General features: G+C 35.5%; 20 protein-coding genes and 1 pseudogene. 15 read left to right on the top strand and 6 right to left on the bottom strand.

The genetic code is table 11. The annotated features are described in order from the left end of the window. The first annotated feature begins 197 nt into the window (after positions 1 to 197). From rpiB to tsaB, 7 genes are all read left to right on the top strand, one after another. Positions 198 to 632, top strand: a complete 435-nt coding sequence (gene rpiB, locus MTQ00_RS15920; RefSeq protein WP_273650251.1) for a ribose 5-phosphate isomerase B — start codon at positions 198 to 200, stop codon at positions 630 to 632. A gap of 248 nt (positions 633 to 880) precedes the next feature. Further along, positions 881 to 3,031 (top strand): ribonuclease R, encoded by a 2,151-nt coding sequence (rnr, locus tag MTQ00_RS15915; RefSeq protein ID WP_273650250.1) that lies wholly within the window; start codon positions 881 to 883, stop codon positions 3,029 to 3,031. Between the two features lie 66 nt (positions 3,032 to 3,097). Beyond that, positions 3,098 to 3,784, top strand: a complete 687-nt coding sequence (locus MTQ00_RS15910; protein ID WP_172281688.1) for a LysE family translocator — start codon at positions 3,098 to 3,100, stop codon at positions 3,782 to 3,784. Continuing rightward, on the top strand, positions 3,781 to 4,710 hold the full coding sequence (locus MTQ00_RS15905) for a S66 peptidase family protein (RefSeq protein ID WP_273650249.1): 930 nt from the start codon (positions 3,781 to 3,783) through the stop codon (positions 4,708 to 4,710). Before MTQ00_RS15910 ends, MTQ00_RS15905 begins: the two co-directional genes overlap by 4 nt. A 49-nt stretch (positions 4,711 to 4,759) precedes the next feature. Next, positions 4,760 to 5,131 (top strand): YraN family protein, encoded by a 372-nt coding sequence (locus MTQ00_RS15900; protein ID WP_273650248.1) that lies wholly within the window; start codon positions 4,760 to 4,762, stop codon positions 5,129 to 5,131. Positions 5,132 to 5,194: 63 nt separating this feature from the next. After that, entirely contained in the window at positions 5,195 to 5,944 is a 750-nt protein-coding gene (locus MTQ00_RS15895) for an SDR family NAD(P)-dependent oxidoreductase (RefSeq protein WP_273650247.1), read from the top strand. Positions 5,945 to 6,010: 66 nt separating this feature from the next. After that, positions 6,011 to 6,691 carry a tRNA (adenosine(37)-N6)-threonylcarbamoyltransferase complex dimerization subunit type 1 TsaB gene (gene tsaB / locus MTQ00_RS15890; RefSeq protein ID WP_273650246.1) on the top strand — a complete coding sequence of 227 codons (681 nt, stop codon included), beginning with the start codon at positions 6,011 to 6,013 and terminating at the stop codon, positions 6,689 to 6,691. A 16-nt stretch (positions 6,692 to 6,707) separates the two neighbouring features. Here the strand turns inward: tsaB and porW are convergent, their stop codons facing one another. The 4 genes from porW to MTQ00_RS15870 all read right to left on the bottom strand — a co-directional run bounded on the left by porW (position 6,708) and on the right by MTQ00_RS15870 (position 11,237). Then, positions 6,708 to 9,329: a type IX secretion system periplasmic lipoprotein PorW/SprE gene (gene porW, locus MTQ00_RS15885; protein ID WP_273650245.1), complete on the bottom strand. Its 2,622-nt coding sequence runs from the start codon at positions 9,327 to 9,329 to the stop codon at positions 6,708 to 6,710. An 86-nt stretch (positions 9,330 to 9,415) separates the two neighbouring features. Further along, positions 9,416 to 9,970, bottom strand: a complete 555-nt coding sequence (locus tag MTQ00_RS15880; RefSeq protein WP_273650244.1) for a Maf family protein — start codon at positions 9,968 to 9,970, stop codon at positions 9,416 to 9,418. Positions 9,971 to 9,979: 9 nt separating this feature from the next. After that, positions 9,980 to 10,498, bottom strand: a complete 519-nt coding sequence (locus tag MTQ00_RS15875; protein WP_172281674.1) for a KdsC family phosphatase — start codon at positions 10,496 to 10,498, stop codon at positions 9,980 to 9,982. Next, on the bottom strand, positions 10,488 to 11,237 hold the full coding sequence (locus MTQ00_RS15870) for a Rossmann-like and DUF2520 domain-containing protein (RefSeq protein ID WP_172281672.1): 750 nt from the start codon (positions 11,235 to 11,237) through the stop codon (positions 10,488 to 10,490). The genes MTQ00_RS15875 and MTQ00_RS15870 overlap by 11 nt, the downstream gene beginning before the upstream one ends. Before the next feature lie 95 nt (positions 11,238 to 11,332). Between MTQ00_RS15870 and MTQ00_RS15865 the strand changes: the two genes are divergently transcribed. The 5 genes and pseudogenes from MTQ00_RS15865 (at position 11,333) to lepA (ending at position 16,089) form a co-directional block, all read left to right on the top strand. Further along, positions 11,333 to 11,890, top strand: a complete 558-nt coding sequence (locus MTQ00_RS15865; RefSeq protein ID WP_172281670.1) for an RNA polymerase sigma factor — start codon at positions 11,333 to 11,335, stop codon at positions 11,888 to 11,890. A 13-nt stretch (positions 11,891 to 11,903) separates the two neighbouring features. Beyond that, on the top strand, positions 11,904 to 12,440 hold the full coding sequence (locus MTQ00_RS15860) for a hypothetical protein (RefSeq protein WP_172281668.1): 537 nt from the start codon (positions 11,904 to 11,906) through the stop codon (positions 12,438 to 12,440). A gap of 8 nt (positions 12,441 to 12,448) precedes the next feature. Next, positions 12,449 to 12,958, top strand: a complete 510-nt coding sequence (locus MTQ00_RS15855) for a hypothetical protein (RefSeq protein WP_273650243.1) — start codon at positions 12,449 to 12,451, stop codon at positions 12,956 to 12,958. A gap of 238 nt (positions 12,959 to 13,196) precedes the next feature. Continuing rightward, on the top strand, positions 13,197 to 14,216 hold the full coding sequence (locus MTQ00_RS15850) for a hypothetical protein (RefSeq protein ID WP_273650242.1): 1,020 nt from the start codon (positions 13,197 to 13,199) through the stop codon (positions 14,214 to 14,216). Positions 14,217 to 14,293: 77 nt separating this feature from the next. Continuing rightward, positions 14,294 to 16,089, top strand: a pseudogene (lepA, locus tag MTQ00_RS15845) (translation elongation factor 4). Between the two features lie 36 nt (positions 16,090 to 16,125). On the opposite strand, the gene MTQ00_RS15840 reads toward lepA, so the two are convergent. Further along, entirely contained in the window at positions 16,126 to 16,341 is a 216-nt protein-coding gene (locus MTQ00_RS15840) for a hypothetical protein (protein WP_273650241.1), read from the bottom strand. 313 nt (positions 16,342 to 16,654) lie between these two features. Beyond that, positions 16,655 to 17,287 carry a DUF1579 domain-containing protein gene (locus tag MTQ00_RS15835; RefSeq protein ID WP_172281658.1) on the bottom strand — a complete coding sequence of 211 codons (633 nt, stop codon included), beginning with the start codon at positions 17,285 to 17,287 and terminating at the stop codon, positions 16,655 to 16,657. A gap of 134 nt (positions 17,288 to 17,421) precedes the next feature. Here MTQ00_RS15835 and MTQ00_RS15830 point away from each other — a divergent pair, with 134 nt between their 5' ends. From MTQ00_RS15830 to MTQ00_RS15820, 3 genes are all read left to right on the top strand, one after another. Then, a complete protein-coding gene (locus MTQ00_RS15830) occupies positions 17,422 to 18,099 on the top strand; it encodes an NUDIX hydrolase (RefSeq protein ID WP_172281656.1) in 678 nt (225 codons plus the stop codon). 243 nt (positions 18,100 to 18,342) lie between these two features. After that, positions 18,343 to 18,885 carry an NADAR family protein gene (locus MTQ00_RS15825; protein WP_273650240.1) on the top strand — a complete coding sequence of 181 codons (543 nt, stop codon included), beginning with the start codon at positions 18,343 to 18,345 and terminating at the stop codon, positions 18,883 to 18,885. 191 nt (positions 18,886 to 19,076) lie between these two features. Beyond that, positions 19,077 to 20,084 carry an SPFH domain-containing protein gene (locus tag MTQ00_RS15820; protein WP_273650239.1) on the top strand — a complete coding sequence of 336 codons (1,008 nt, stop codon included), beginning with the start codon at positions 19,077 to 19,079 and terminating at the stop codon, positions 20,082 to 20,084. Positions 20,085 to 20,086: the final 2 nt, after the last annotated feature.

The following is a 20,086-nucleotide window of genomic DNA, read 5'->3' as shown; positions in this document are numbered from 1 at the left end:
TTTTTGAAATTTTCCGTTGGCTTTCCAAAGATTTTTCTCATTAGTAAATTTTAGTATTGGAAAAATATTTAGTTTATAAAAGTTTTCCACAGTTATTCACAATGCTTTTCACAATTAACCAATGATCAACTAACAATTGATATTTAATACTTAAATTTGTAAGGAAATAAATCTATATAAAGTTTAATATAACTACTATGAAAAGAAAAATTGCGATCGCAGCCGATCATGCAGGCTTTGAATATAAGGAGATTGTTAAAAACTATTTTTCAGAACGATTTGATATTCAGGATTTTGGAACGTTTTCCACAGACAGTGTGGATTATCCTGACTTTGTACACCCTGCAGCAACTTCCGTAGAAAATGGGGAAAACGAATTAGGAATTCTGATCTGTGGAAGTGGAAATGGTGTACAGATCACTGCTAACAAGCATCAGAAGATCCGTTGTGCTCTTTGTTGGATGCCGGAGATTGCAACGTTGGCAAGACAACATAATGATGCGAATATGATTTCAATGCCTGCAAGATTTATCTCAAAAGAACTGGCGATAGAAATTGTAGAAAAATTTCTCTCTACTAATTTTGAAGGTGGCAGACACCAAACAAGAGTAGATAAGATAGCAGTTTGCTAAAAAATATAAAGGCTTGTAAATCAAATTACAAGCCTTATTTATTTTAAAATACTTATCTTTGCACCGAACAAATAGAAACACATTCTTTATTCTCCCCAAAACCTTTACAGATAAATTAAATTTATTTATACCAGGTTTTTCACTTCTCTTCTCCATTTTTGTATTAAATTTATACGAACTAAAACTTCCGTTGTTAAAAATTTGGAGGGAAATAATGCTGTTGATGTTATTTAAACAATAATTAAAAAATGAAAAAAAGAAAATATATAAGTCAAAAAAATGACCATAAATTAATGGAGATCGGTAGATTAATCCTTAGGTTTATGAATGAAAATTCGTCCAAGATCTATAATTATAAGCAGATCGCAGACGGAATAGATTACAAGAATCCGAGACAAAGGGAACTTGTAATCCAGGCTTTGCACAAGCTGCAGGCTTCTGAAAAAATAAAAGAGACTGATAAAGGAAAATACATTATCAATTTAAAAATAGCCGGAACACTTACCGGTGTGATTGATTTTAACCAATCCGGCAACGCCTACGTAAATGTGGAAGGAATGACAGATGATATCTTTATCCATTCAAAAAATGTGAAGGATGCTTTACAGGGGGATAAAGTACTGATTGTTACTTACACTTACAAAGGGAAAAAATTAGAAGGTTCTGTTCTTGAAGTCCTGGAAAGAACACGTACAGAATTTGTGGGGACCTTACAGGTGGTAAGCCATAAGGATTTCGGATTTGTAGTTTGTGATAAAAAGACGATCAATACAGATATATTTATACCGAAAGGAAAATTTGGCGGTGCTGAAGATGGTGACAAGGTTGTTGTGAAAATGACCGAATGGAAACCAGGAGATAAAAATCCGGAAGGGGAAATTATTAAGGTTTTAGGTTCTCCGGGAGAACATGAAACTGAGATCCACTCTATTCTTGCAGAATACGGCTTACCTTATGAATTTCCTGAAGAAGTAGAACAGGATGCGGATAAAATTAACAGACAGATTACAGATGACGAAGTTGCAAAACGTCGTGATATGCGTGGGATCTGTACTTTTACCATAGACCCTAAAGATGCAAAGGATTTTGATGATGCGTTATCCATCCAGAAACTAAAGAATGGGAACTGGGAAATCGGTGTCCATATTGCGGATGTTTCCCATTATGTAGTTCCCGGAACTATTTTAGATGACGAAGCTTATCAGAGAGCAACCTCTGTTTATCTAGTGGATCGTGTGGTTCCGATGCTTCCTGAAGTTTTAAGTAATGATGTATGTTCACTTCGTCCGAATGAGGATAAATATACATTCTCTGCGGTTTTCGAATTGAATGATAATGCTGAGATTCAGAAACAATGGTTTGGAAGAACAGTTATTCATTCCGACAGAAGATTTACCTATGAAGAAGCTCAGGAACGTATTGAAACACAGCAGGGAGATCTGGCTGAAGAGATTCTTGTCCTGGATAAACTGGCAAAAATTATGCGTGAAGGACGTATTAAAAACGGCGCAATTACTTTTGACAGAAGTGAAGTACGATTTAATCTTAATGAAAACAATGAACCCATCGGCGTTTATTTTAAGATAAGCAAGGATTCAAATCACCTGATTGAAGAATTCATGCTTTTGGCCAATAAAAAAGTTTCTGAATTTGTTTCTTTAACGAATAAAGGAGGAATGACCAATAATACCTTTATATATAGGGTTCACGATGATCCGGACCCGGCAAAACTGGAAGCATTAAGAGATTTTGTTTCCACATTCGGATACCAGATGAATCTTGCCAATACGAAGAAAGTAGCTGAATCCCTGAATAAGCTATTATACGATGTAAAAGGGAAAGGAGAAGAAAATATGATCGAAACGCTAGCTATGCGAAGTATGAGTAAGGCAGTCTACTCTACTGAACCTATTGGACATTACGGTTTAGGATTTGAGTACTATTCTCACTTTACCTCTCCGATCCGTCGTTATCCCGATTTACTTGCACATCGATTACTCCAGCATTATCTGGATGGTGGAAAATCTCCGGACAGAGCTGAATTGGAAGAAAAAGCAAAACACTGCAGTGCCATGGAAAGACTGGCAGCAGATGCTGAAAGAGATTCTATTAAGTTTATGCAGGTGAAATTCATGGAGAAACATCTTGGAGAAAACTTCAAGGGAGTGATTTCCGGAGTTGCGGAATTCGGATTCTGGGTAGAAATTCCTGAAAATGGAGCTGAAGGACTTATTAAACTAAGGGATCTTGTAGATGATTCCTATGTGTATGATAAGACAACCCATGCTGTTTATGGTTCACGAACAGGTAAAAAATATCAGTTGGGAGATGAAGTTCACATCAAAGTAGTGAAAGCTAATCTGATTCAGAAACAACTGGATTTCAAGATTGTTGATTAATTAAATCATAAAGTCTAAATTTGTACAAAATGAGATGGATTTTTTTCCGTTTTAAAGCCATATTAAATGTTTGAACTTGTACTTTCTGCTGTCATATTAGGATTCATGTTAAGCCTGGTTTTCATAGGACCTATTTTTTTCCTTTTAATTGAAACCAGCTTCTCAAGAGGTCCCAGACATGCTTTAGCGCTTGATCTTGGTGTAATTACGGCAGATTTGCTTTGCATTGTGGCCGCCTATTATGCGAGTGCGGATCTTGTGAACCTGATTGATAAGCACCCTGGATTTTACAGGATTACATCCATTCTTATTTTTGTATATGGGGTTGTTATGTTGGTTACCAAAACCAAGATGCATATGCCCGGTGAAGAAAGAATCATTGGTCAAAATTATTTTAAGACTTTTATTAATGGTTTTTTCTTCAATCTTTTAAATGTAGGTGTTATTCTTTTCTGGTTGGTTACTGTTATTTCGGTAAGAAACCAGTACCCTGACATCAGTAATTTTATTCTTTATATAGGGATTGTAATAGGCACCTATTTATGCATTGATCTTGCTAAAATTTTCCTTGCCAAACAATTCCATGACAGGCTTACTCAAAAGCTGGCCAATAAGATCAGAAGAATTGTAGGTGGAATTCTTATTATTTTCAGTTTTTTCATCTTTTTACAGAGCTTTAAAAAATTTAATCAGTTTGATAAACGTCTGGAAGAAGCAGAGAAAAAAGAAGTCAAATATCAAAAATCAAAATGAAAAAAAATATCTTTCCAAAGTCCCTTAAAAAAGGAGATAAGATAGCTATTATTTCTCCGGCAGGAGCAGTTGATGAATCCCAGCTCGAAAAAGGAATTTCCGTGATTAAAGCGAAAGGTTTTGAACCTGTTTTAGGAAAACATTTGTATACCAGATTTTCTAAGGGATACAACTATGCCGGAACAGAAAAGGAAAGATTGAAAGATATAAACTGGGCCTTCAATGACTCCGAAATTTCTGCGATCTGGGCCTCCAGGGGCGGATACGGGTGTCAGCATCTTATCCAGCGCATAAAACTTACACAGTTTTTAAAAGATCCAAAATGGTATATCGGATATTCAGACAATACAGTAATCCAAAGTTATTTACTGAAAAAAGGATTTGTATCTATTCATGGCCAGACAATTAAAACTTCCAGTTTCGGAGTTACAGAAGAAAGCTATGATTTAGTTTTTGATATTCTGAAAGGAAAAGCTCCAAAATATGGTTTACAGACCAATCAATTGAATAGAGAAGGCAATATTGAAGGCGAATTGATTGGGGGAAATTTAGCTCTGATCTATGCACTTTTAGGAACACCCTACTCTTTTGATTTTAAAGGTAAAATATTATTTATTGAAGATATCGGAGAAAATTACTATGCCCTGGATCGAATGATCATGAGTTTGGAATTAGCCGGAGTTTTAAAAAAAATCAAAGGACTTATTGTTGGTGGAATGACCAATATGGGTGATGAAAAAGAGAATAAAAATTATGAGGAAAGTTTCGATGAATTTGCCTATAAACTAATCTCTGAAAGAATTTCAAAATATAAATTTCCCGTTATTTTTGGTTTTCCAAACGGACATATCAAAGACAACAGACCATTGATTATCGGTGGAAATGTGAAAATGAAAGTTGGAAGTAAAGTTAAGATAGAATTTTAATCAGGCATTAATTTTCACTTTTTTAATCTTTTAAATGTAAAAAAGACAGATGGCATCTCACAATGATTTTGGAAAAATAGCAGAAGATTTTGCCGTAGAACATTTGCAGAGAAACGGATATAAAATTCTTGCCAGAAACTACCGGTTTCAAAGAGCCGAGATTGATATTATTTCGGAAATAAAAAATCTGATTGTAGTTATTGAAGTAAAAGCACGTTCTACAGATGCTTTTATGCTGCCTCAGGAAGCTGTTACGAAAACAAAGATCAGATCTATTGTTAATGCTGCTGATCATTATCTCGAAGAGTTTAATCATGTGAAGGAAGTACGCTTCGATATTATTTCAGTTTTGCCGGATGAAAAAGGAAAATTGGTTCTTGAACATATTGAAGATGCATTCCAGGCATTTGACGCCAATTAAAATTTAATTCAAAATGTACCGTGATTCACTGATCGGGTTACTAAGAAATTGCTACAATAAGATATGAAAACAATATTAATAACCGGAGCAACTTCCGGGATTGGAAAGTCAACAGCAGAGCTTTTTGCTAAACAAGGAAACAGGGTTATTATCTGTGGAAGAAGAAGCGAAGTATTGGAGTCTGTACAAAGCGAATTATCAGCTTTTACAGAAGTACTCAGCTTAAAATTTGACGTTAGGAACCTTGAAGAAGTAGAAAATGCAATCAATTCTCTTCCTGAGGAATGGAAAAATATTGATGTTTTGGTTAATAATGCCGGAAATGCGCATGGTTTAGATCCTCTTTCGGCTGGAAAAACGGACGACTGGGATTCTATGATCGATGGAAATGTAAAAGGACTTTTATATGTTTCTAAAACGATTATTCCAGGAATGAAAGAAAGAAATTCCGGACATATCGTTAATATCAGCTCAGTAGCTGCCAAACAGACCTACGTCAATGGTGTTGTATACTGTGCGACCAAAAAGGCAGTTGATGTCGTTTCCGAAGGAATGCGTTTGGAGCTCACTGAATTCGGAATAAGAGTAACTAATATTCAGCCGGGAGCTGTAGAAACAGATTTCTCTTTGATACGATTCAAAGGGGATCATGAAAGAGCTTCTACCGTATATGCTGGTTATGAGCCTTTAAAGGCTGAAGATATAGCAGATGCTATTGCCTATTGTGTAAATGCTCCAAAACATGTGAATGTGTCAGATATGACAATCTATCCGAGTGCACAAAGTGAACCGAGAACAATCTACAGAAAATAGATTTAAAAGGATTAAATTTGCAGATATTATTTAAGTGTATTTAAACCTGCCGATAAGCTTACAAAAATGAAAATATTATATCTAGAAACCTCTTCTAAAAACTGCTCAGTTGCCATTTCAGATAATGATAAACTCCTGTGTGTATGTGAAGAAGTTTCTGAAAACTATAAACAATCCGAAAGCTTGCATACCTTTGTAGAGTGGGCATTGGAAGGGGCAGGAATTTCCATTAAAGAGATTGAAGCCATATCCTTGGGAAAAGGCCCCGGCTCTTATACTGGATTAAGGATTGGTGCAGCTTCTGCAAAAGGATTTTGTTATGGTTTAAAAATTCCTCTGATTGCGGTGAATTCTCTCGAAAGCATGAAAGAGCCCTTTTTAGGACAAAACTATGATGTAATCATACCCTTAGTTGACGCAAGGAGAATGGAGGTTTATACGGCAGCTTATGACGGTATTACGGGAAAAGAGATTTCTTCTACGGAAGCTAAAATTCTTGATGAACAATCTTTTAATGAATGGTCGGATAAAAAAATACTTTTTGTAGGAGACGGCGCTAGAAAGGCAAAAGAAATACTGCAGTTACCCAACGCAGAATATAATGAAGAGGTATACCCTTCCGCACAACACCTGATAAAGAAGACGCTTGAAAAAACAGAAAGTAAAGACTACGAAGATATTGCCTACTTTGAACCTTTTTATGTAAAAGATTTTCATGGAGTAAAGAAAAAGAAAAGCGAAGATTAAATCTTCGCTTTTTTATTTATTTTGGCCTTGGAGGCTGTGAATTCGGATTCTGCATTTGAAGATCCTGCTTATTCTGATCAGGATTCCCAAACCTTTTTGATTTTTTCTTTACAGGTGGCTGGCCGTTAAAGTCCTGTATTTTTTGAGGATCGTTATTATCCGGGCCGGTAGGAACATTATTCTGTGAAGCAGGTTGTACTGGTACATTATTCTGGTTCTGAGGTATCGTATTTCCTTTGTTGTCCGTTGCCTGGAACGCAAGATCACTCTTCAGATAGTTCAGCATTTCCTTAGCTTTAATACCTTCAGGTGTTTTGGCATAATTTAATGCAATCTGTTCCAATTGTAGAATCATTACTTCTTTACCACTGGACTTTCCGGTATTGAAAGCATTCAGTAAATACAATTTTGGGACTAATGCATCTTTCGGATACTTCTCAATAGTCTGGTCAATGACATTCTTACTATCACTGAATTTTTCTGCTTCATATAATGCGTATGCTCTTTTGTATTCATTTTCAACATCTTCAGAGGATTTTATAAATGAATTATTTTTAGGATTTCTTGCAAATTCCGCATACGAAGTATAAGGATAATCTGTCAACAGGATCTGTTTTGCCTTCTCTGATGCCTGTGGGTTTTTCTCATAATTCATTGCAAAAATTTCATACAACGCCTGCAATAGTACTTTTTCTTCCGGCTTTACATCAACCAGATCATACAGTGTTTTAGTCGCTAAAGGCGTGTTGGTAAAATAGTTCTGGTACATGATCCCTAATCCTAAAGAAGCCGTATCTCTATCCTTTTTCAGTTGTCCTAGTTTACCCGCATCCGTTGGAATCTGTTCAATATAGAAAGCAGGTTCAAAACGTCTCGGATCGGGAGCTGATGTTACTCCCAGCGCTTCATTCTTCATATCATCAATAGAAGACATTTTTTTAGAATAACGCCAGTTATCACTTAATGCCCTGTCACCCCAAACCTGTTTAAATGAGGAAGTACCCTTGCTTACAGTTCCCGTATTGCTAAAATAAAATCCTTTAGGAGCTGTTCCGAAATCTTCAAAAGAAGTTGAACTATTGGCAAAAATAGAGTTGGAATTATAATCTCCCGTGTCAAAACCTTTATTTCTTTCAGCACGTCTTCTTTCCAATTCTTCTTTTTCTTCCTTGGCTTTTAATTTGGCAATATGCTTGGCAAAAAATTCAGTTTTTTGAGCATCAGTCATTTTTGCTAATGAAAGAATACTGTCATTTTTTTTGATCAGGTAATAGTTTCTTGAGATCTTTTTAATATTCTCGGACTGATCTTTTAAAAGGACTTTAGATGGTTCATAGGTCATAACAGCAAGCGCAGAGTCATAATATGCTCCGGCACCGATGTAATCATTTTTGTCCAGGTAATTTTTTCCTATCTCGTAATAAGCAAGACCGCGAACCTGCGGATCAGATACCTTTTCCGTCAAAGATTTTCTGAAAAACTGTTGTCCCTCTTCTTTTTTACCCGCCTTGTTGGCCATAAGTCCTAAAGCATAATAAAATTCATTCTTTCTGGACATGTAAGTTCCCTTGTTACTGATCTTCTCCAGATAATTCTTAGCACCATTATAATCCCCTTTTCCATTGAAGGTTTTTGCGATTTCAATCTGCGATTTAACTTCAAATTCAAAATCATTCGCATATTTATAAGCAGCTAAAAAACTTTCTCTGGCCTTTTCATTCTGGCCCAGTCCTTCCAGGATCTGTCCTCTTAAATATGAAATTCGGCTTTTTAATTTACTGTTATTGTTAAGTTCAAATGCTCTGTCAAGTTCTTTTACTGCCTCTTCTTTTTTACCTGCATCCAAAAGAGTTTCTGAATTATAAATGCTCAATAATTTATCATCATTTTTACTGATCCCCTCTCCTTTCAGCTTAGTGAAAATCTCCTGAGCTTTATGATAATCTTTCATCTGGGCATAAGCCTGTCCCTGATAAACCTTAGCTAATGGTAATCTTTTGTCTTCTTTCATATGAGTGAAAACATAATTTAAGGCATCAAGGGCTTCTAAAGGTTTGTCCTGATAGATCCGGGATTGAACAAGGATCATATAGGCATCAAAAATCTGTTTATTCTTTTCTTCCCCGTTTCTCACTACCGAATACTTATTGATAGCTTTTAAAGCCTTTGATTCTGCAATTTGAAGCGCGGTAGCTCCTTTTACCTCAGGCTGATTGGAATCATTTCCCGTTAGACCTGCAACAGCGGAATTAACTTTGTCTTTTACCATACCGGGAATATCCTGGAGACCAGGCTTACCCGGAGGCCCGCTTGCTCCCCTTCCGGAAGAATTAGAAGGCTTATTTACTTCGGCCATTTTCATAGAATTTTCTGCAAAGGCCGTTGATTGTCCAAGATCACTTCCCAAGGGCTGATTTTCATAGGTAAGTATAGGAATATAAGGAGCATAAAAGTTATCTTTATGCCCCTTATCTCTGGTCGTAAATTCACTGTTCAATGCATCTTTTGCATTAAATAAAGTGTTATAATATGTGGAAAAACCTTTTAAGAACTTTGATCGTTGCTCCGGTTTTTTTACCTTGGTGGCACAGGATACAACAAAACATGCTGCTAAAAGGAATAAAATATTCTTTTTCATTATTTCAATATAACTAGCTAATCTACTTTTTATTATCAAAAGTTTGATGATTTTGTAAAAATAATAAAATTTTATATTGGAAAAATTTATATTTCTTTCAATATTTTGTAAACCAGATGTGTTGGAAGCCCCATTATTGTATAAAAACTACCGGATAATTTTTTGATCTTTGCCATTCCCAGCCATTCCTGGATACCATAACTTCCTGCTTTATCAAAAGGTTTGTAATGGGTAATATAATAATCAATTTCCTCATTGGAAATTTCATCGAGTTCCACATCTGCAACATCCGTTTCTGTAAAAACCTGATCAACCGTCTGTATGGTAATTCCTGTATATACCTGATGCGTTTTTCCGGAAAGCAATCGCAGCATATGCTGAGCATCGGCTTCATCTTTCGGTTTTCCAAGAATTTGATTATTTAAGGCAACAACGGTATCTGCAGTGAGTAAAACTTCACCCGCCTCAAGTGGACGGAATGAGTTTGCCTTTAATTGAGAAAGATAGGCAGCCGCATTTTCAATAGCCATATCATCAGGAATGATTTCTTCACAATCTATTGTTACTACTTCAAAATCAAATCCAAGGCTGGAAAGCAATTCCTTTCTTCTGGGTGATTGTGATGCTAAATGTAATTTCATATCAAGTATTTATACAGATTGTGTGTTGTCATCATGCCAGTTTCCCTGCACCTTCATTACCTGCTCGATTACGTCACGTACAGCTCCACTTCCACCCTGCTTTGTGGAAATATAATCAGCGATGCCTTTGATTTCGGGAACAGCATTTTCTGGACAGGCTGCGATGGCTGAACTTTCCATAATATGCAGGTCAGGAAGATCATCACCCATTGTCAGGATCTCTTCATTTTTAAGATTGTATTTCTTTTTAAAATCTTCAAAATCAGCCATTTTATCATGTGATTTGGCATAATAATCTTCTATACCCAGATAATTGATGCGATGTTTTACCATCTCATCATTTCCTCCGGTAATCACCCCTATTAAATAATTATTTTTTAAAGCTTTTACTACTGCATAGCCGTCCAGAACATTCATCACTCTGCTCATATTTCCACCCGGCATCAGATACACACTTCCATCGGTAAAAACACCGTCCACGTCAAATACGAATGCTTTAATATCTTTTAATTTCTCTTTATAACCCATACATTTTTTTAATAGAATGATTCATTACTTTATATATTTCAAGGCTTTCATCCTTTAGCAATTGCTCATGAAGTTCCAATACCCTTACATCATTTCTTACAGCCGGACCCGTTTGCGCAAGCCTGGGTTCAATTTCATGAATTTTTTGAACGGTTTCATCAATTAACGGAAGAAAATAGTCGAACGGAATCTCCTGGGAATCCGATATTTCTTTGGCTTTAGAAAAAAGGTGATTCACAAAATTACAGGCGAAAACCGCTGTAAGATGGATATATTTTCTTTTGTCATGACTACTTTCCATTACATGATCAGATATTTTGGATGCCAGTTCAAAAAGAATCTCTTTATCTTTTTCGGTTTCTGTCTCTATGAAAAAAGGGATTTTCTTGTAGGTGAGATCTTTGGATTTAGAAAATGTCTGTAAAGGATAAAAACTTGCTTTCCTGTACTCCCCTGCTAAAAGCTCCTTAGGAAGCGAGCCTGAAGTATGAGCAACAAGTGAATCTTTTTTAGTGATCATTGCTGAAACATTCTGTACAGAGTTATCACTTACACAGATAATATATAAATCGGCATCTTCCAGCTTTTCCGTAGAATAAGGAATATGTAACTCCGCAGCTATTTTTTCCAAATCCTTTTCATTTCGTCCAAAAATCTGAGCTAACGGAATGTTATTCAGAACAAAGGCTTTTGCCAGATGGTATGCGACATTTCCGGAACCTATAATTACAATTTGCATATAACAAAGATAATATTTTATGAGTTTTGGACTGAAAATTGAACAAAGTATTTAACTTTTAGATATTTTTGTAATCCAAAACAGTGAAAGCATCTATGAAGATTAAGGACGCGGAAATTATTACGCTGATGCAAAATCCCCGAACTCAGGATAAAGGAGTTCGTGCCTTGATGGATGCTTATCAAAGTAGATTATATTGGCATATACGAAGAATTATTGTAGACGGAGATCTTGCTCAGGATACGTTGCAGGATACTTTTATAAAAGCCTATCAGAATTTTCACCAGTTCAAAAATGATAGCCAGCTGTATACTTGGTTGTACAGGATAGCTACCAACGAAGCATTACAGCAAGTTAATAAAATGAAAAAAATGCAAAAAACTGATGAAGATGCTGAGTATCATATGCAAAATCTTGTAGCGGATAATGCTGAAAAAGATGCCGATGAAATACAGGTTTTATTACAGAATGCTATACAGAGTCTGCCTGAAAAACAGAAACTCGTATTTATGATGCGGTATTATGATGATTTGCCTTACGAAGAGATATCAAAAATTGTTGATATGTCCGTAGGAACCTTAAAAACAAATTATCACTATGCCAAACAAAAGATAGAAGAATATATTAAAGAAAATTACGAGAATAATTTTTGATTAACATAATAAGATGAAAGAGTTCGATATAGAGAAATTAGAACGTAAAAACATTTACAAAGCTCCTGATGATATGTTTAATATGATCCAGGAAAGAGTGATGAATGACGTGAAGGCAAATAAAAAAGCACCCATATTTAAATTAAATTGGATGTATGCGGTTGCCGCGTCATTAGCTTTGATCTTTGGAAGTATTTTTGTTTTCAATTCCGATCAAAATACAATAAAAGATTCTGGTATTTCTGAAGTAAGTTATGCAAAGAATGACCAGGCCCCAAAGAGTGAAAGCGAGCTTGCCTACGAAACTTTGAAATCTGATTTAATTTCTGTGGAAAGCACGGATCAAATAGTTCAAAACAAGAAAAGTGCAGAGATAGACGATTCTCAGGATACTGAAGCAGAAACAGTTTCAAAACCCCAGAACGGAGTCGCTGTTTCAAAGCAGACTGAAACTAAAATGAACGAATATCTGGATTCATTTTCTAATTCTGAGATTGCAGAACTAGCCAAGAATTCAACAGAAGACGTTTATTTAGATTTATATAATTAAAAGAAGAGATGAAAAAGATATTATTTACCCTTTTTATTATTTACGGCTTTTGTTTAAATGCTCAAAGGACGGATTATGACTGGAAAAAGATGGACCCTAAACAAAGAAAGGAGATCATCAATAACCTTTCTCCGGAAGAGAGAAAAGATCTTTTGAAAAAATTCAGAGATAATATGATGCTGGACAATCTGAATGTAGATGAGAAAGATAAAGCAGAATTTACGGCTATTTATAATGAATACATAGATAATCAGAAACAGATAAAAAGCCAGTTTAATCCTGATTTTGATCCTGATAAAATGTCTGATGAAGAAGCCAAAGTCAAGCTACAGCAAAGCTTTGAGCTGGGACAAAAATTACTGGATAATAGAAAAAAATATGCTGAGAAAATGCAGCGGGTAGTTCCCTGTCAGAAAGTACTGAAATTGTTTCAATCGGAGTGGAGGATGAGAGATAAGATGAATGACAGAAAGCCTCACGATCATAACAATTCGGGAACTCCGAAACAAAACCCATAATAGTTTATTTTTTTAATGTTGGACGACTCTTACGAATCTTTTTGTAAGAGTCGTTTGATTTTATGTTTGAAATGATATTTTGTGGCAAGCATTGTTAGAACAATTATCGTTACGGGAGACTGCATTTTTTCAAAATAAGATTTAAAATAATATAGAGATTAATAGCTTTTATGAATGTTTTTTGTTTGGTGTAGTTGGTTTAAAACTAATCTTTACTTTTGCAAAAAATATAAAAAAGATGAAGAAATTACTTCAGACTGCAAGCCTTTTTATTGCAATCACCGTATTATCTCAGGGAAAAGAATACATCAAATTCAAAGGGAGTATTCCAAATTACGGAAAAGAAACTTATAAGTCTTTAACGGTCATTGATCAAAGAGAAGACAAAAAAATAGGAATTCTTCCTTTTGGAAATCAAAAAGAAGAGAAGGAAGTTGTTTTCCTTACAAGCCCGGGAAATGATTTAGGAAACTGGTATAAAAAAGGAAATGATGAGGGAGGAAGTGCAGACCTGGTTCTGATTTTAAAAAAGCTTAAATTAAGTGTTGGAGAAACAATTGGAAAAAATACAAGCGGGAGCATTGATTTTTCAGCCCAGACTTTTTCAAAGGAAGGGGACCAATATCGTTTCCTATATAAAAAAGATACTGTAGTTACACTCAATAATAAGGAAATTGCAGAACTTTTAGTTAAGAATGTTCCTAATGTTTTTTTTGATTTATTCATGAGAACATACAGAAAGAGACCTGTTGGAAATGCTGTATCTATCAACGAGCTTTCTGATTATGAATCATTTGTCAATAACAATTATGCAGTATATAAGAGCGATCAGTTAAAGGATGGGATTTATTTGGATCACTTTTCATTCTTTAACCAGACTCCCGAGCCCGGAAATTATCTACTTGAAAGGAATGAAAAAGGGGAGGTGACAAAAGCACTAAAAGAGGAAAATGGTAAAAAGAATAAGATTCCTGCCTACAAAATGTTTGCTTATGTGGAAAACGGAAAGGCTTATAAAAAGGGATTATCAGGCTTTCTGGATTTAAATAGAAATGAAAAAGGATTTTATGTGGTAAGCAACAGAGGATATCTTTTTCCTGCAGCTTCTAATAATACATTAGGAATGTTTGGTTTAATTGGAGGTGTTGCTGATGCAATTCAACAGGGAGCAGAACAAAAGAAAATGAAAAAAGGGGATAAGTTTGAAATCTATATTGATCCTTTAACGGGAGAATACGATTTTCCTTCGGAATTATAAATTAATTTCACTGATTAAAATTAACAGCAATGAATTGTCTTGCTTTTTTTTATCTTTGCAAATTACAAGGTTCTTAAATGAAAAACATACGAAATTTTTGCATAATCGCTCATATTGACCACGGTAAAAGTACTTTGGCGGATCGTTTATTGGAATATACCAATACAGTTACCCAGAGGGAATTACAGTCTCAGACGCTGGATGATATGGATTTGGAGAAAGAACGTGGGATTACGATTAAATCTCACGCGATCCAGATGGATTATGAATATAAAGGGGAAAAATATATTTTAAATCTGATCGATACCCGGGACACGTGGATTTCTCTTATGAGGTTTCCAGATCAATTGCTGCCTGCGAAGGAGCGCTTCTTATTGTAGATGCTGCTCAAAGTATTCAGGCACAGACTATTAGTAATCTTTATCTTGCATTGGAGAATGATCTGACGATCATTCCTATTCTTAATAAAATCGATTTACCTTCAGCCAATCCTGAAGAAGTGACTGATGAAATCATGAATTTAATTGGTTGCGAATATGAAGATGTATTAAGGGTTTCCGGGAAAACCGGTGAAGGGGTTCATCATCTGCTTGAGCAGATTGTGGAAAGAATTCCTGCTCCTGTAGGAGATCCTGATGCACCACTTCAGGCTTTGATCTTCGATTCCGTATACAATCCTTTCCGTGGTATAGAAGCCTATTTTAAAGTAGTAAATGGAAGTATTTCCAAAAACGAAAAAATAAAATTTTTTGCCACTGGAAAAGAATATGGAGCTGACGAAGTAGGGACTTTAAAGCTGAAGCAGGTTCCTAAAAAGACAATTGGATGTGGAGATGTAGGATATTTGGTTTCTGGAATTAAAGATGCTAGAGAAGTTAAGGTAGGAGACACCATCACTTCTTTCGATAAACCTGCAAGTGGACCGATTGAAGGATTTGAGGAAGTTAAACCGATGGTATTTGCAGGGATTTATCCTATTGATTCTGAGGATTTTGAGGAACTTAGATTTTCATTAGAGAAGTTAAGGCTTAACGACGCTTCTTTGGTTTTTGAACCGGAAAGTTCTGCTGCTCTGGGCTTTGGGTTCCGATGTGGTTTCTTAGGAATGCTGCATATGGAAATTGTTCAGGAGCGATTGGATAGGGAATTCAATATGAACGTTATCACTACGGTACCGAACGTTTCTTATTTCGGATATACTAAAAAAGAACCGGATGTTCCTATTTTGATTAATAACCCGTCTGAAATGATGGATCCATCTACAATGGATAGAGTGGAAGAACCGTTTATTAAAGCTTCTATTATTACCAAATCTGATTTTGTAGGATCGGTAATGACTTTATGTATTGAGAAAAGAGGAGAGATCGTTAACCAAAGTTATTTAACTTCTGAAAGAGTAGAGCTGATATTCAATATGCCTCTGGCAGAAGTTGTATTCGATTTCTACGATAGACTGAAATCCATTTCTAAAGGATATGCATCATTTGATTATCATCCGATCGGATTCAGAGCTTCCAAGCTTGTAAAAATGGATATCCTGATCAATGGCGATATGGTAGATGCCCTTTCTTCATTGATTCACGATAGTAATGCCTATCATATCGGTAAAAAGATGTGTGAAAAGCTTCGTGAACTGATCCCTAGACAGCAGTTTGATATTGCGGTTCAGGCTGCATTGGGAACGAAGGTTATCGCGAGGGAAACCATTAAAGCTCTAAGAAAAGATGTTACAGCGAAGTGTTACGGGGGAGATATTTCCAGAAAACGTAAGCTTTTGGAAAAACAGAAGGAAGGTAAGAAAAAGATGAAACAGATTGGTAGGGTAGAAGTACCGCAATCTGCATTTATGGCCGTATTAAAGCTAAATGATTAATATAAAAAAGACCGATATCATATCGGTCTTTTTATTTTATAGATTTCTCTGCTTATCAATCAGGTTTCTCTGCACGACCAGCGCTCCTAATCCCAGAATAATTTCAACGATACCAAGCATGGTTATCAGTTTAGTACCGCATACAATACATTCAGGCTCAGGAAATGGTTTTTTGCCTATTACAATAATAATAACTCCGCCAATAATGACGATAATTACAATAAGTACTCTTAATAAATTTTTTGCATTCATAATAATGTTAGTTTGTTTTATGCCTACTTTTTAAGGTTTTCGGCCTGGACCTTTTTACTATATCAAATTTCTATAATAAAAGAAGGTGTAGGATCAGGTAAATCACTGAAAATGAGGTGTGTTTTTTACTGTTGTTAATGTTTGCTGATACGTATGATCATAAATATATGTTTTCAACTCCACAATGAAGACATGGAGCGGGCAGGTCTACAACGTTAATTATTTAAACAATAATTTCAGCGTTCCGGTAACAAGTGCATCAGAAACCAATTAGCATAAAAAACCGCTTCAGAGGAAGCGGTTTTTTTATTTTCTATTTTTTACGGGTGAATTTTATTTCCATTGTTTTCATTTCCTTACCGGTTTTGGAGCCGGGACCATACATTTCCATGATTTGAGTGTTATCATCCACGAATGTAAAAACTTCCCTTACATCGCATTCTTTTCCAGGTCTTGCAATGTCAGGCATTTTACCTTTAAATTCAATTGATTTCTTTGAAGCGTTCCAATCTCCTGTAGTATACATTATTCCTGTTCCCATATTATCCATCCATGTACTTACAAATTTTTTAGTCGCATTATCGTATCCAACAATGCTCCTTCCTTCAAAAGGCATTCCCCACATATTACCGGTGTGTACGCTCTCCTGATAGCGTCCGCCAAAGATCATTTTATTGGTACACTCAGATGTACTTTTGATAGGTTTTCCTCCTTCTTCCATCCACATAGTCGTTTCTCCGGTCCACTTCCCATCTGATTTAGCAAGCATTTTGTGCATCTCTCCGGGAGTAGCATATTCAGTCCATGCCTTTACAGCGGTAGCAGAATCTACAGGTTTCCATGCTGCAGAATCAGATCCTGTGGATTCCTTACCCATATTGGGTTTTCCTTTTTCGCAAGCCGTCAATAGAAAAGCTGCGATTACAATGAACATTAGATTTTTCATAAATGTTTAGTTTTAAGTTGGTTATAATTTTAATTTAAAGGTAAGAAATTTTATTTTGTTGGTTTTTGCCTTTTTAACGGTGGAGTTTTTAATTCAAAACATTAACTTTGTGTATTCACAACGCAAACTATATTATGCAGAATATTAAAGTAGCAGTAGATGCAGTTATATTTGGATACTTTGATAAGAAGGATCTTCAGGTTCTTTTGATAAAAAGAAAAATTGATCCTTTCAAAGGAGGATGGGCATTACCGGGCGGATTGGTTCTTGATGATGAAAATCTTGATGATGCTGTAAAAAGAGAACTGTATGAAGAGGCTGGCATAAAGCCCGATTTTCTGGAACAACTTTATACTTTTGGTAATGTGGGTAGGGATCCCAGGAACAGAGTAGTTTCTATAGCTTATTTGGGCCTGGTAAACCCTTCTTACTATGAACTATTTGCAGATTCCGATGCCGAAGACGCACAATGGTTCAGTGTTAATCAGCTTCCAAAGCTTGCTTTTGATCATAAAGGAATACTGGATATTGCGTTAAAAAGACTTCGTACGAAAATTCAATACCAGCCGATTGGTTTCAATCTTCTTAATGAGGAATTTCCGTTTTCTGATCTGGAAAACCTCTATAAAACAATCATTGGCCAGGAGATAGACCGCAGAAATTTCCGTAAAAAGATCATGAGCTATGGTCTTCTCAATGAAACCAACAACCTTAAAAAAGAAGGGAGCGGAAGACCGGGAAAACTATTTACTTTTAATCAGGAGAAATATAAGGAACTTGAGGAGCAAGGATTTTATTTTGAAATCAAATAGGAGTATAAACCATATATTTCTAAGTAAATACATAATAACAAATGATCATCATATCAAATGAAAAACGGGCTTTAGCCCGTTTTTTTATAAAACTATTCGATGGATTATTTAAAATAAAAATGTACAGTAATAAATTAATGTAATTGAAAATCAATGTTTTAAAGATATTAGTGTAAAATTAACGCAAATAAATTTGGAGGGAAATAAAGTATTCTCTTACATTTGTGTAATAATAACGCAAACATGAAATATAATCTGCAAAATATCATCCAAAAGTTTCAAAATAAAGAGGAGTTGGAATTCTTATTTTTCTGGGGTCATACAGCCAAAGATCAGATCACGAAGGCGTGCTTCAGTCAGTGGTATCTGGCTGAATTTGAAGAAGGAGGAGTTATTTATAAAACGGCAGAGCATTATATGATGGCAGAAAAAGCAAGACTATTTAATGATGAGAATATCGAAGCTCTTATCATTGAAGCACAGGACCCAAAGGAGGCAAAGGGATTAGGAAGAAAGATTAAAAACTTTGATCATCATATTTGGGATGAGCATAAATATGAAATTGTAAAGAGAGGAAACTTTTTTAAATTTTTGCAAAACGGAGAGCTTAAAAAATTTCTATTATCAACGGGTGATAAGCTTATTATTGAAGCAAGTCCTTATGATAAGATCTGGGGAATAGGAATGCTGGAATCAGATCCTGAAGCAAAAAATCCGCTTCATTGGAGAGGAGAGAATCTTTTAGGGTTCGCTTTAATGGAGGTCCGGGATGATCTAAAAGAATGATATGGCCCGGGACAGGGATTTATTATCCGTTAAGGCAATAATGTAAAATATTAATCAACAGTGAAAATATGCATTCGGGAAGGATGTTATGTTCATCAATGAAGAATACATTCTTTTAAACAAGATAAACTTATGTCCTGTTTAATTAGCGTAAAAACAACACAAATATTAACTCTTAAAAAAGTAAAGCAATGTTTGGTTTCAGACACATCAAATTCGATTCAATGACTTACGTTCTTCATTTTAAAAATGGGAAAACCGTAAGAGAAGGAAGAGGGCTATCATTCTTTTATTTTGCCCCAAACAGTTCTATTGTAGCAATTCCGATGGGAAGTAATGATCTGCCGTTTATTTTTAATGAAAATACGCTTGATTATCAGACGGTAAAAATCCAGGGACAGATCAGCTATAAAATTATTGATCCAAAAGCTTTATCCAATACATTGGATTTTACGGTTAACGAATCAGGAGTATATAAGAAAAATGATATTGAGAAGCTTAACCAGAGAATCATTAACCTGGCACAGACTTCTACTTCATCATTTATCCATGACATGAGTTTAAAAGATGCCATTCGCTCTGCCAAGAAGATTGAGGAACATATTTTAGAAGGGCTTAAGGCTTCAGAAACCATCCAAACCATGGGCATTGAAATATTGGGAGCCAGTATTCTGGCGGTTCAAACCACTCCGGAAATGGCCAGGGCATTAGAAACGGAAACCAGGGAGAAACTCCAGCAGCAGGCAGATGAAGCTATTTATGAGAGAAGAAACTTTGCTGTGGAGCAGGAAAGAAAGATCAAAGAATCTGAGCTGAATACAGAGATAGCAGTTGAGGAAAAACAAAAACAGATCGAAGAAAAAAGAATGGAAACAGAGATCCAGCAGGAGGAAAATAATAAGATCCTTAGAGAAATGAAGATTGCTGCTGATATTTCCGTTGAAAATCAAAGAAAACAGCTGATAGAGCAAAAGACAGAAAATGACAGAAAAGAAGCTGAAACCCAGGGCTATGTATTGGAAACCTCATTGAAACCATATAAAGAAATGGATTGGAGAATTCTAAGTGCTTTGAGTGGAAACCAGGATGCAAGATCCAATATTGCACTGGCTTTTAGAGAGCTTGCTGAAAATGCAGGGAAAATAGGAAACTTAAATATAAGCCCGGACTTATTGGAAAATCTCTTAAAACAGCATTAAGC

Origin of the sequence: Chryseobacterium sp. B21-037 (assembly GCF_028570785.1) — a bacterium.
Taxonomy (GTDB): domain Bacteria; phylum Bacteroidota; class Bacteroidia; order Flavobacteriales; family Weeksellaceae; genus Chryseobacterium; species Chryseobacterium proteolyticum.
The sequence above is the reverse complement of the archived record's forward strand: the minus strand, read 5'-3'. Positions and strand labels throughout refer to the sequence as shown.